This is a genomic window from Chelativorans sp. ZYF759, assembly GCF_012911015.1.
Taxonomy (GTDB): domain Bacteria; phylum Pseudomonadota; class Alphaproteobacteria; order Rhizobiales; family Rhizobiaceae; genus ZYF759.
Map to the genome: position 1 here is coordinate 132041 of NZ_WVVV01000003.1, position 12514 is coordinate 144554.

Annotated in this window: 13 protein-coding genes and 2 tRNA genes; 5 read left to right on the top strand and 10 right to left on the bottom strand. The window is 65.1% G+C overall.

The window, feature by feature from the left end; translation table 11 throughout:
• Window positions 1-67: 67 nt before the first annotated feature.
• A complete protein-coding gene (locus tag GRZ55_RS06750) occupies window positions 68-409 on the bottom strand; it encodes a hypothetical protein (protein WP_306785594.1) in 342 nt (113 codons plus the stop codon).
• A 31-nt stretch (window positions 410-440) separates the two neighbouring features.
• On the bottom strand, window positions 441-2288 hold the full coding sequence (locus GRZ55_RS06755; protein WP_169286147.1) for a DNA cytosine methyltransferase: 1848 nt from the start codon (window positions 2286-2288) through the stop codon (window positions 441-443).
• A gap of 582 nt (window positions 2289-2870) precedes the next feature.
• Between GRZ55_RS06755 and GRZ55_RS06760 the strand changes: the two genes are divergently transcribed.
• From GRZ55_RS06760 to GRZ55_RS06770, 3 genes are all read left to right on the top strand, one after another.
• Window positions 2871-2947, top strand: a tRNA-Pro gene (locus tag GRZ55_RS06760).
• Between the two features lie 120 nt (window positions 2948-3067).
• Window positions 3068-3220 carry a hypothetical protein gene (locus GRZ55_RS06765; RefSeq protein WP_169286148.1) on the top strand — a complete coding sequence of 51 codons (153 nt, stop codon included), beginning with the start codon at window positions 3068-3070 and terminating at the stop codon, window positions 3218-3220.
• A gap of 285 nt (window positions 3221-3505) precedes the next feature.
• A complete protein-coding gene (locus GRZ55_RS06770; protein ID WP_210257248.1) occupies window positions 3506-3769 on the top strand; it encodes a hypothetical protein in 264 nt (87 codons plus the stop codon).
• 176 nt (window positions 3770-3945) lie between these two features.
• On the opposite strand, the gene GRZ55_RS06775 is transcribed toward GRZ55_RS06770, so the two are convergent.
• From GRZ55_RS06775 to betI, 8 genes are all read right to left on the bottom strand, one after another.
• A complete protein-coding gene (locus tag GRZ55_RS06775) occupies window positions 3946-4353 on the bottom strand; it encodes a hypothetical protein (RefSeq protein ID WP_169286149.1) in 408 nt (135 codons plus the stop codon).
• Between the two features lie 103 nt (window positions 4354-4456).
• Window positions 4457-4533: transfer RNA gene (locus tag GRZ55_RS06780), tRNA-His, on the bottom strand.
• 89 nt (window positions 4534-4622) lie between these two features.
• Window positions 4623-6086, bottom strand: a complete 1464-nt coding sequence (gene betB, locus GRZ55_RS06785; RefSeq protein ID WP_169286150.1) for a betaine-aldehyde dehydrogenase — start codon at window positions 6084-6086, stop codon at window positions 4623-4625.
• Between the two features lie 47 nt (window positions 6087-6133).
• Window positions 6134-6280: a hypothetical protein gene (locus GRZ55_RS06790; RefSeq protein WP_169286151.1), complete on the bottom strand. Its 147-nt coding sequence runs from the start codon at window positions 6278-6280 to the stop codon at window positions 6134-6136.
• A 71-nt stretch (window positions 6281-6351) separates the two neighbouring features.
• Window positions 6352-8001, bottom strand: coding sequence for a choline dehydrogenase (gene betA / locus GRZ55_RS06795; RefSeq protein ID WP_210257261.1), 1650 nt, complete (start codon window positions 7999-8001; stop codon window positions 6352-6354).
• Complete coding sequence (locus tag GRZ55_RS06800) at window positions 8001-8639, bottom strand: glutathione S-transferase family protein (protein WP_169286153.1); 639 nt, start codon at window positions 8637-8639, stop codon at window positions 8001-8003. The genes betA and GRZ55_RS06800 overlap by 1 nt, the downstream gene beginning before the upstream one ends.
• Window positions 8636-10168 (bottom strand): choline-sulfatase, encoded by a 1533-nt coding sequence (gene betC / locus GRZ55_RS06805; protein WP_169286154.1) that lies wholly within the window; start codon window positions 10166-10168, stop codon window positions 8636-8638. Before betC ends, GRZ55_RS06800 begins: the two co-directional genes overlap by 4 nt.
• On the bottom strand, window positions 10165-10758 hold the full coding sequence (gene betI, locus GRZ55_RS06810) for a transcriptional regulator BetI (protein ID WP_169286155.1): 594 nt from the start codon (window positions 10756-10758) through the stop codon (window positions 10165-10167). Before betI ends, betC begins: the two co-directional genes overlap by 4 nt.
• A 181-nt stretch (window positions 10759-10939) precedes the next feature.
• Between betI and GRZ55_RS06815 the strand changes: the two genes are divergently transcribed.
• Both GRZ55_RS06815 and GRZ55_RS06820 read left to right on the top strand, forming a co-directional pair.
• Window positions 10940-11971, top strand: coding sequence for an asparaginase (locus tag GRZ55_RS06815; RefSeq protein ID WP_169286156.1), 1032 nt, complete (start codon window positions 10940-10942; stop codon window positions 11969-11971).
• Between the two features lie 44 nt (window positions 11972-12015).
• On the top strand, window positions 12016-12498 hold the full coding sequence (locus GRZ55_RS06820; protein ID WP_169286157.1) for a GreA/GreB family elongation factor: 483 nt from the start codon (window positions 12016-12018) through the stop codon (window positions 12496-12498).
• Window positions 12499-12514 lie beyond the last annotated feature (16 nt).

Consider the following 12514-nt stretch of genomic DNA (forward strand, 5'->3'; position numbering starts at 1 on the left):
GTGCGACCTTATCCCCGGTCGGTCGTCCTGTATACTATGATTCTAGGAAGCGATTTGCTCAAGTCCTTTAGCAGTTGGTCGAAATCTCTTGTCTGGCACTCCCACACAACGACGACGGACCACCCGTCCTCGGAGAGTTTTCTCTCGGCCCGCCGGTCACGCTCGACGTTCCGAGCGAACTTCGCTTCCCAGAACTTGGTGCGGGTTTTTGGCGTGGAAGATTGGCGGCAGCCGGGTGTCGGTGCCAGAAGCAGCCGTGAACGAAGATCGCGACCTTCCGGCGCCTGTTGACGATGTCAGGGTTGCCCGGCAGGTCCTTGCCTTGCAGGCGATAGTGAACGCCGAGGCGCCGCAGGGCGCGCCTGACCGCAAGTTCGGGGGCGGTGTTGCGCCGGCGGATTCGCTTCATCAAATCCCTTCGGCGCGGATCGACGGGCGGTTCAGCCAATTCTCTGCTTTCGGGAGGTCCTTCTTCCCTCCCGAAGTGGTTTCTTGACCGCGGCGATGCAAGTCACGGTGAGACACGCCGCGCCTGGTTCCCTGGCATGACCGTCGAAGCCGAGAGTCATCTCGGTCCTGAGGCGACCGGACCAGCGAAGGTTTACCGCGCGACCGCCTTTGTCCGACACGACGTCGAGAGGTGCGCCAGGGCAACCCTCGTCTTTCAGCAGAGCCGCGATGAGGCAAATGCGTCCCCGGACATAAGCGAACGGTACGTCGATCGCGAAGCGGCCGCCGGTTTCCGACATCGCAGAGAGCAAGCGAACGATCGAGCAGTCCAGTGGGTCCAACTTCTTCGCTGGTCCGGCGACGATCGGAACCGAGAACGTGATGTCCTCCGCGGCCGGCATTAACGCTCGTGCGATGCCTTCCCGGTCCTCGCCTTCGCTTCGGAACAGGCTGGTCAAGGGTTGCAGGGCAATGCCGTCCCGTGCCGCACGGCGCTCACGACGCCGATAGCGGAGCGGGCCGTCGTCCTTGCGGTGCCCGTTCCGCGCGACCTCGGCGCGCTCCATCTCCGGTCCCCACCCTTTGGGCCAGTACGTGCCTCCGCCGTAGCCGTCCTTGCCCAGATTGGAATCCGTCCTGCGCCCCATGAAGCGACGCACTGCCTTAGGCAGGCCGTTGTTCGCGTTGACGGCATCGATCGTCAAGCGCGGCGGCCGGCCTTCTGCACCGGACGCGAGGTGTCGGACGACCTGCGCGAAGCCGTAAGGCGGAACTGCATTTCCCACCTGCCGGTATTGCGCCGTCTTCGGCCCCGTGAAGACAAAGTCGTCGGGAAAACCTTGCAGTCGCGCCCCCTCGCGAATGGTCAGCGGACGATCCTCGCGGGGATGCGTGAAGCAGCCGGACGTGATGTTCGCGAAGCCTGCCGAGATCGTATAGGACGGCGCGCTGTCGTGCAGCCGGCCGTAGAGGGTCGCGTAGTCCGTCATCCTCACGCGGTGAAATCGTTCCGGCAGAATGTCCTGCGGAATATCCTTCCAGCTACCGCCTTGGGGCACGGACGCGATTCGGGCTCGATTCAATTGGCTGACCTGCGAGCAGGCGTGGTTCTGCAGTTCGGTGCTTTCTCCGCGGAGCGACGACTGGTATGCGCTGAGCGGCTTCGACGGATACGGAAGAGGTGGATGATTCTCCGGCCGGGCAGGGACGGAGTAGAGATCCTCAATCGCCTCCGACACCGTTCGATAACGGGGCAGTCCATCGGCTCCGTCTTCCGAGAACGTCGGGCGCGGAAAGCTGATCGGGGCGTCCGAAGTCGTCGCCACGAGGAGAAACCGGTTGCGGAGTTGGGGAAGACCATAATCCGCGAAACTGACGACGTCGGCTGCCACCTGGTATCCGCGCCCGGAGAGGAACTGGAACAGTTCTCTGACGATGGCCAGGTTGTTGCCATAGACGATCCCCGGAACGTTCTCGAGAACGATGTTGCGGGGCTTCAGCCCCAGATCGATGAAGCCGTCGAGGAGGCGCGCGAAATGCACGAAGAGCGCGTTCCGCGGATCCCCGGGATGGAAGATGCCCATCGTGCTGACAGCCTGGCAGGTCGGCCCCGCGAAAAACCAGTCGATCGCGGAGATGTCCGCCTTCTCGATTATGCTGGCGGCAGAGACCTCGGCGACGTTCCGGCACTCGATGACCGCGTCCGGATGGTGCTTCTTGAACGTCTCCGTGGCGTACTTGTTGATGTCCAGCGCCCATCTGACATCGAGGTCGGGAAGCGCCATCGCGGCTCCCGTCGACATGCCCCCACAACCACAGTAAAGGTCGATCGCCTGCATCGATGTCTTCAACTCAACATACCCGAATCGTCCTTGCACCATAACCGAGAACGACTTTCGCGATAGCCGAATTGAACGGCGCGGCTACGAAAGCGGCAAGGGATCGATCTCGGTTCTGATGATCGGATGGCTTGGCTCATAAGAATGTGACCATCCTCGAATTGGCCGCGACGGCTCACTGGTTGGCCGAGGGCGCAGGCGCGATAGCCGTCGTGCACTCGCCGGGCCAAGCTGCCTGCGCTAGTGGTCTGACTCCGACGCTTCGAACCCCGCCCCGGTGATGCTTGGACGCCCTTCGTTGATGTTGCTGGCGCAAGTTCGCATACGTCCAGCGTTGCCAAACATCCGATCCAGGGCCGCTATGTCGGCGAAAAGAAATAGCCGACCTCCTGTAGCATGCGAACTTCAGCCACACTCGGGGCAGCGCAAAAAGTTCGATAGTTGCCCAAGAAGGCCAGCCACTCTTCCCTTGATCCTGCGAGTCCCGCCGGCATGCGCGCCCTGTTGCGAGAAGCCGGTATCTGTCGGCCAAAACCGGCTTGCGGAATGCCCGGCGCTTGGCTATAAGCCCGCCTCTGGTTACGGAGTGTAGCGCAGCCTGGTAGCGCACATCGTTCGGGACGATGGGGTCGCAGGTTCGAATCCTGCCACTCCGACCAGAAAAATCCCCCATAGCCATCCTCCCCCCAATTTCCTGCGCAAAAACCTGCGTGTCGCGGGCGGGCGGAACCGTTGGTGGCGCCATTGTGTTTGTAGGCATCGCAACCGGAGATACCGACATGCTTCGCTTCCTAACCCTGGCCACCGGCGCCTACGCCCTGTGGCGTCGTTTCCGCTCCACCTCGCCGGCCAAACGACCGGTGCCGCCCCAGTCGGCCCCCCGCGCCGACCGGCAGCCCGCCCAGCCGGCGAACAAGACGGGCCGCAGCTAGCAGGCTGTGGCCGACAGGCTGGAACGCCGCGCCGCATCATCTCGCGCGACCGTGCGCGGTGAGGCGGCCGGACAAAAGCAGTTCCGCAACAAAAAGGCGGTGCCCGCAGGCGCCGCCTTTTTCCTGCCTGAGGCAAGCAATCGCAGGTGGCTTGTGGCGTGACGAGAGGAGCCCGCGCCGGCATGTCGGCCGAAGACAAAGTCGCCCGGCCCGTGCAGCAGAATGGAACCGGACCCCCGTTTGCCCGTTTTCAAGCACCTGAATGGAGAACAAGGAGACTTTCAAATGCAGGAACGTGAGAGAGAGACGATCGTGACGACTGGTGGCGGCGGCGGTGGCGGCGGTGCGATTGCCGCGATCGTTGCGGTTCTGGCCATCGTCGTCATCGTGTTCTTCTTCTTCGGCGGAAACTTCACCGGTGGCGGCGCGGGCAGCGACGTGACCATGGACACGCCGGACGTCAATATCGAGGCGCCCGAGGCGCCGAACGTCAACGTCGAAGCGCCGAGCGCGCCCGACACCAACGTCCAGACCGGCGCCACCGACTAAGGTGTCTTGCCCCGGGACGCGCGGGCCGCAGCGTTCGCGCGGGAACATTTGTCCCCGGGGGCCGTTGGACGATCGCGCGGCGCAATTTCGATTGTGCTGGCGCGTTCCCCTCTGGAGGTTCACAGCCTTCAATTCAGCCGGGCTTCGCGCCCGGCTTTTTTTTGAGGCGACAGGGCCTACTCGTCCTCTTCGGCCGAGATCCCGTATTCCTCGATGAGCCCCGGATTGAGCAGCCTGGCATGGTGGGCAAGCAGCACAAGACCGGCATCGAGCCCGTCGCCTTCCTCCAGCGCCGTGCGCATGCGCGCCTCCACCGCCTCCAGCCGCTCGATGCCGTTGGCGCCGGCAAAACCGTTGGCGCCGAGCACGCAGAAGGCCAGCATGTCGGCCACATAGGGGTAGGCATGGTCCGGCGGCTCGCCCCCCTGGGCGTCCTTCATCAGATTGACGGTGGCGAGCTTGACACCTTCCGGCACCAGCATCGGGTGGAGGTCGGCCGCGCGCAGGGCCTTGTCGAGTTCGCGCAGATCATGCGAGCGCCCGAACCTGCCCATGAATCCGAAGGAAGAAGACCTGCGTGCCATGATCGCCTTTCGTGAGCCAAACTATCGGGGCCATCGCCGCGCGGCAATGGCGGCACGCGCACCTGCGAGACGTCGAAACGGGGGATAAACGGGTGTCGGGAGATGGTACGGTTGGGTGGGCTCGAACCACCGACCTCCGGATCCACAATCCGGCGCTCTAACCAACTGAGCTACAACCGCACGAGCCGTTATGGCGTGGCTATTACGGGCAATCCGGCCCGATTTCAAGGCGGATCGTCGACAAAAATCCACGCCGCGGCGCGGATCCGTCAATAGGGGCTGTCGACGTCGCCGGTCTCCACATAGACCGACTTGATCTGGGAATAGTGAGCCAGCGCGGCAAGGCCGTTCTCCCGTCCGATGCCGGATTGCTTGTAGCCGCCGAAGGGAATTTCGACCGGCGTGAGATTATAGGCGTTGATCCAGCAGATGCCGGCCTGGAGTTCGCCGACCACGCGATGGCCGCGCGCGAGATCGCGGGTGAAGACGCCGGCGGCAAGGCCGAATTCGGTGTCGTTGGCGCGTGCGATCACTTCGTCTTCGGCCTCGAAGGAAAGCACCGACATGACGGGGCCGAAGATTTCCTCGCGTGCGATGCGCATCTCGTCCTTTACATCGGCAAAGACGGTCGGCTCGAGATAGTAGCCGTTTTCCAGGCCCTGCAGGCGCGGCACGCCGCCGCCGCAATGGAGCCTGGCGCCTTCCTCGCGGCCGATCGCGATGTAGGAGAGCACCTTCTCGTGCTGGGCCTTGCTGACCAGCGGGCCCATCTGGGTGGAAGGGTCGAGCGGATCGCCGATCACGATGCGGCGCGTGCGCATGGCAAGCCGCTCGAGAAACTGGTCGTGGACCGCCTTGTGGACGAAGACGCGGGTGCCGTTGGAGCAGATCTGGCCGGCGGAGTAGAAATTGCCGAGCATGGCGCCGCCGACGGCATTTTCGATGTCGGCATCGTCGAAGACGATGAGCGGCGACTTGCCGCCGAGCTCCATCGTGGCGTGCTTGAGCCCCTTGCCGGCGGCCTCGGAGATTTTCCGCCCGGTGGGCACGGAGCCGGTGAGCGAGACCTTGGCGACGGCCGGGTGCGAGATGAGGGAGGCGCCCACCTCGCCGGTGCCCTGCACGACGTTGAAGAGCCCGTCGGGCAGGCCCGCCTCGGTGTAGATTTCGGCCAGTGCCAGGGCGGTCAGCGGCGTGGTCTCGGACGGCTTGAAGACCATGGCGTTGCCCATGGCGAGCGCGGGCGCCGATTTCCAGGCCGCGATCTGGATCGGATAGTTCCAGGCGCCGATGCCCACGCACACGCCCAGCGCCTCGCGCCTGGTATAGGCGAAGGGGCCGCCGAGATCGACGAATTCGCCGTTGAAGGTGGCAACCGCGCCGGCGAAGAATTCGAGCGCCTCGGCCGCCGATGCCGCGTCGGCCACGAGGGTCTCCTGGATCGGCTTGCCGGTGTCGAGCGTCTCGAGGCGGGAGAGTTCGTCATTGCGCGCCACGAGCAGGTCGGCCGCCTTGCGCAGGATACGGCCGCGCTCGACCGGCTTGAGGGCCGCCCAGGCGGCCTGCGCCGTGCGCGCGGCCTCGACCGCCAGTTCGACGATGTTGGGCGTTGCCGCATGAAGGCGGGCGATCGTCTCGCCGGTCGCCGGATAGACGATGTCGATGGGCGCGCCCTGATCGTCCTCCACGTAGCGGCCATTGATGTAGTGCGATGCCTTGGGCTGTGCCTTCATGCTTTGCTCGTGTCCTTCTCTTGCCGCGATCGGCTGGGTTGGGGGTCTCAGTTCTCCTGAACCGAGATACCGGATTCATCGAGCCTGATCTCGACGCCGCTCGGCCGGGTCTGCTCGTAGACGAGATAGGCGATCAGGCCGACGACGATGACCGCCAGGGCGCCGAGCAGGAGATAGAGCTGGTTCTGTTTCATCTGGAATTCTTCCTCGCTTCCGAAACCGACCTATAACGAAGTATCGGGCCGGGCGATGCAGCAAAAGTCGATCATCGATCCGCCACTTCCCAGCGCGGGTTGATCCACGGTTCCTGGTTGGAGGGCGGCAGGGGCGTGCGGCCCAGTATATGATCGGCCGCCTTCTCGCCGACCATGATCGACGGCGCGTTGAGATTGCCGTTGGTGATGCGCGGGAAGATAGAGGAATCGGCCACGCGCAGCCCGTCCACGCCGATGACGCGGCATTCGGGATCGACCACGCTCATGGCGTCGTCCGCCCGGCCCATGCGGCAGGTGCCGCAGGGATGGTAGGCGCTCTCGACATGCTCGCGGATATGGGCGTCAAGCGCCGCGTCGCTCTCGACATGCGCGCCGGGCGAGATCTCGGCCCCCCGGAAGGGGTCGAAGGCCGGCTGGGCGAAGATCTCGCGGGTCAACCTTATGGCGTGGCGGAAGTCGCGCCAGTCATCCTCGTGCGACATGTAGTTGAAGCGGATCACGGGCTTCTCGCGCGGATCGCCCGAGCGCAGCGTCACCGAGCCGCGCGACTTCGAGCGCATCGGTCCGACATGGGCCTGGAAGCCGTGGGTGGGCGCGGCCGCCTTGCCGTCATAACGGATGGCGACGGGCAGGAAGTGATACTGGATGTCGGGATAGTCGACGCCGGCGCGCGAACGCACGAACCCGGCCGCCTCGAAATGGTTGGAGGTGCCGAGGCCCGATTTGAGGAACAGCCATTCCGCGCCGATCAGCGCCTTGGAGAAAAGGTTGAGCTTCGAATAGAGCGTGATCGGCTGCCGCGATTCCTGCTGGATGTAGAGCTCCAGATGGTCCTGAAGATTGGCGCCCACGCCCGGCCGGTCGGCGACGGTCTCGATGCCGTGTCCGGACAGATGCGTGGCCGGCCCGATGCCCGACAGCATGAGCAGCTTGGGGGAGTTGATGGAGGAGGCGGCGAGGATGACCTCACGTCGTGCCTTAACCACCTGAATCTGTCCGCGAGCTTCGATCTCGACGCCGGTGGCGCGGTGATTCTCGATCACAACGCGCCGCGCCAAGCCGCTGACGAGATTCACGTTCTTGCGCTTGAGGGCAGGGCGCAGATAGGCGTTGGCGGCCGACCAGCGGCGACCCTTGTGGATGGTCTGCTCCATGGCGCCGAAGCCTTCCTGCTTGGCGCCGTTGTAGTCGTCGGTCAGCTCGAAACCGGCCTGGCCGCCCGCCTCGATGAAGGCCTTGTAGAGGGGGTTCTTCATGGGCCCGCGGCGCACGTTCATCGGTCCGTCGGTGCCGCGCCAGCCGGGCTCGCCGCCTTCGGCATTCTCCATGCGCTTGAAATAGGGAAGCACGTCGGCGAAGCCCCAGCCGGCCGCCCCTTCCTCCTTCCAGTGGTCGAAGTCGCGCGCATGGCCGCGCACATAGACCATGCCGTTGATGGAGGAGGAGCCGCCAAGCACCTTGCCGCGCGGCGTGGCGAGCACGCGGCCGCCCAGATGCGGCTCGGGCTCAGTGGACAGCCCCCAATCGTAGATGCCCATGTTCATGGGGAAGGAGAGGGCGGCAGGCATCTGAATGAAGGGACCGACATCGGTCCCGCCATATTCGATGACGATGACCGAATGCCGCCCGTCTTCCGACAGGCGATGGGCGAGGGCGGAGCCGGCGGAGCCGGACCCCACGATGACGTAATCGGCTTCCATCATCTGGCGCGCAGGCTCTCAAAGGAGACCATCACATGGTCCCGGAAGGCCGGCCTCTCGTTGAGACGCGCGTAATAGGCGTCCAGGTTGGGGGTGGACGCGCGTTCGAACTCCATTGTGTAGTAGCGGTAGAGCGGCGTGCCGACGATGATGTCGGCAAACGAGACATGCTCGCCCCCCAGGAAGGGCGCTTGCGCGAGGCGTTCGTCGAGCATGCGGGCGAGCGGCTTCATGCGCTCGGCGCCGGCGGCGACGGCGGAAGGATCCCGGTCGGCCTCGCGTACCCGCACGAGCGGTACGAAGAGGTCCATCAGAAGCACATGCGAAAAGGCGGTCTTGATCCACTCCGCCCACATGTCGAGCGGCGCGCGTGCGGCGGGATCGGCCGGCCAGAAAGCCTCGCTGCCGTAGCGGGCTCCGAGATAGCGCACGATCGCCGCGCTTTCCCACAGGGTCAGGTCGCCGTCGACGAGGGTCGGCACCAGCCGGTTGGGGTTCATACGGCCATATTCGTCGCTGTCGGTGCGTCCGAAGGCGCCGCCATAGTCGAGACGTTCATGCGCCAGTTCGAGTTCGGCCAGCGCCCACATCACATACTGGACGTTCATCGATGTCGCACGGCCATAGACGGTAATCATGCCTGTTCTCCTCTCGGGAAGCGCTGGCGGTCCTCCAGCACGTTCAGATCCATGTGGTTGCGCATGTAGCGTTCCGACGCCTTCTGGAGCGGCTGGAAGTCCCACGGATAGTAGGCGCCGTTGCGCAGTGCGGGATAGACCACCCAGCGGCGCGCCTGGCTCTCGCGCACTTCCGCGTCGAAGCGCGTCATGTCCCAGCGGGTGCGCACCATCGCCATGAATTCGGCGACCCGATCGGCGTGGGCCGGGTCGGTGGCGAGATTGACACGTTCGGCGGGATCCGATTCCAGATCAAAGAGTTGCGGCGGATCGATCTCGCAGTGGACGAATTTGAAACGCCCGTCGCGGATCGCGACCATCGGCGCGATGGAGCCTTCGGCGGCGTATTCCATGAGCACGGGCTCGGTACGTTTGCCGCCCTGGATAAGCGGGACCAGCGTCTGGCCGTCGGTCCAGGGCATGATGGCGCTCATGTCGATGCCGGCAAGGTCCGCAAGGGTCGGCAGGATGTCGAGATTGGAGACGGGCTGGTCGATGCGGCCGGCCGGCACGCCCTCGCCGGCGATCATCAGCGGCACGCGCGCCGAGCCCTCGTAGAAGCACATCTTGAACCACAGGCCGCGCTCGCCGAGCATCTCGCCATGGTCCGAGCAGAAGAGGATCAGCGTGTCGTCGAGCATGCGGGTGCGCGTCAGCGTGTCGACCAGTTCGCCCACCTTGTCGTCCAGATAGGAGATGTTGGCGAAATAGGCCTGTCGCGAGCGGCGGACATCTTCAGGCGTGATGTCGAAGGAAGGGTAGTCGCTGGCGTGGTAGAGGCGCTGCGAATGCGGGTCCTGTTGATCATGCGGGATGAAGCCCACTTCCGGCTCCAGCCGGTCGCAGCCGTCATAGAGGTCCCAGTATTTGCGGCGCGCGACGAACGGGTCGTGCGGGTGGGTGAAGGAGACGTTCAGGCACCAAGGGCGACGACCCTCGTCCTGGCTCTCGCGCGACAGCTGGTAGAGCTTCTGGTTGGCGAGGAAGGCCACCTCGTCGTCATACTCCATCTGGTTGCTGATCTCGGCCACGCCGGCGCCCTTGACCGAGCCGAGATTGTGGTACCACCAGTCGATGCGCTCGCCGGGCTTGCGATAGTCCGGCGTCCAGCCGAAATCGGCGGGATAGATGTCGGTCGTCAGGCGCTCCTCGAAACCGTGCAACTGGTCGGGACCCACGAAATGCATCTTGCCCGACAGGCAGGTGTGGTAGCCCGCCGCGCGCAGGTGGTGCGCGAATGTGGGGATCGAGGAACCGAATTCCGCTGCGTTGTCGTAGACGCGGGTGCGAGAAGCCAGTTGCCCGCTCATGAAGGCGGCGCGGCCGGGCGCGCAGAGGGGGGAGGCGGTGTAGTTGTTTGCAAACCGCGCGGAGCGCGCCGCCAGTGTCTTGAGATGGGGCGCGTGCAGGAACTCGGCCGGGCCATCGGGAAACAGCGTGCCGTTCAGCTGGTCGACCATGATGATGAGGATGTTCGGCTGGGCGCTCATGCGGATGGGGTTTCCCTTGCGATCTTGATGGCCAGATAGTCTTCGACAAGCGCGATGGCCGAGCGGGCGTCGGGCTCGCCCTGCTTGAGGGCGCGGCGGATGTAGAGGCCGTCGATCATCGCCGCGATGGCCTCGGCCGCACGCAGGGCTTCAAGCCGCGGCATGAGCTCGACCAGCGCGCTGGCCAGGTTGGAATGCAGCCGGCGCGCATAGACCCGCAAGAGACGGCGCATGGCATCGGAGCGCTGCGCCTCGACATAGAAGGCGAGCCAGGCGGCGATCGTCTCGCTGCGGAACTGGGACGGCGAGAAATTGGTCGCCACGATGGCGCTGATGCGCGCGCGGGCGCCGTCCGCCCGTCGCAGGGCGGCGACCGTGTCGCGGCCGAGCTCGGCCAGGAGGTGGCGCATGGTGGCGGCCAGAAGGTCTTCCTTGCCACCGAAATAGTGGTGGGCAAGCGCCGGCGAGACGCCGGCCCGCCCCGCGATCTCGGACATGGTGACGTCCAGCGACCCGCGCTCCCCGATGGCGAGGATCGCGGCGTCGATGAGCGCGCGGCGGCGCAGCGGTTCCATTCCGATCTTGGGCATCAGTCAATCATCTCCAGGGTGGAAGATAGTTTTTATTGACTGAGCAGTCAATCAAGCGAGCAGGTCCGGGAGTCCCCGGAACGTGAATCGGGGGACTTTGCGGACCGCGCGGTCCGCACAAATCCTTTGCCTTCACCCCGGCCGCGGCCTAAGGGCATCGGCTTCAGAAAGGGCGAGACAAATGGCCAATCCGGTTCTGGTGGAGGCAATGCGGGGCGATCTGGTGGAGAGCCGGCATCGCGGCGCGGTGTGCGTGCGCGATGCGGACGGCGCTACACTTCTTTCGCTGGGCGACGTCGCACGGCCGGTATTTCCGCGCTCGGCGATCAAGGTGATCCAGGCGCTGCCGCTGATCGAGAGCGGCGCGGCGGACGCATACGGTTTCGGCAACCGCGAACTGGCGCTGGCCTGCGCGTCGCATTCGGGCGAACCGGCGCATGCCGCGCTGGCCGAAAGCATGCTCAAGCGGGCGGGGTTCGATGCCGGTTCGCTCGAATGCGGTGCGCACTGGCCCATGGGCGAAGCGGCGGCGCGCCAGCTGGCTCGCGAGGGTGGGCAGCCCTCGGCGCTCCACAACAACTGCTCGGGCAAGCACGCGGGCTTCGTCTGCACCTGCGCGCATCGTGGTATCGATCCTCGCGGCTATGTGCGGCGCGACCATGACATGCAGATATCCGTGCGCGAGGCGATGGAGAGCGTGACCGGCGCACCACATCGCGAGGAGGCCTGCGGCACGGATGGCTGCTCGATCCCGACCTATGCGGTGCCGCTCGACGCGCTGGCGCTGGGGTTCGCGCGCATGGCGAGCGGGGTCGGTCTCGGCAACGAACGGGCGAAGGCCGCGCGGCGGCTGATGGATGCCTGCATGGCCGAGCCCTTCTGCGTTGCCGGAACGGACCGCGTGGACACCAAGCTCATGCAGGGCGCCGGCGGGCGGATATTCGTCAAGATCGGCGCGGAAGGCGTCTATTGCGGTGCGGTTCCGGAACTGGGGATCGGCATCGCGCTCAAATGCGACGACGGCGCCGGAAGAGCGGCAGAGGTGATGGTTGCGGCGGTGCTGGCGCGCCTCTTCAAGGACGACCACGCGATGGCGCGCCACCTCGATGCTCTGGCGCACCCGGAACTGACCAACTGGAAGGGGAACCGTGTCGGCGCGCTCAGACCGGCAGGCGAACTGGCCCGCAGCGACGGCAGATCGGCAGCCGGCTAGCGGATTTGCTTGTTATTGGAGCGTTTCGGCCCTACCTTTCCTGAATGAGCAGCGCTTTCAAACGCGAACAGGACGACGACTTCTCGACGAGTGACATCGGCGAGCGGCCTGTCAGCACATATCGCAATCTCGTGACCCGCAGCGGGATGATCCAGATCGATACCGAGATCGCGACCCTGCGCGAGGAATTCGCCAAGGCGGAGGCGCAGGCCGATCGCGAGAAGATTGCGCACGTTTCGCGCGACCTGCGCTACTGGAACGCGCGCCGCGAAACGGCCGAGCTTTCCGAGCCCGGACCCGACGAGACGGTTGTCCGTTTCGGCATGATCGTGACGCTCAAGGACGAGGACGGCGAAAGCCACGTCTGGAAGATCGTCGGCGAAGACGAGGCCGACACCACCCATGGCAAGATTTCCCATGCCGCCCCTGTGGCCAAGGCGCTGTTCGGCAAGTCCGTCGGCGACGTGGTCGAGGTCAATGGCAAGGAATGGGAACTGACCGCGCTCGAGATTCCGCAGAAGGACTGACGGCCCGCGGGCCCGG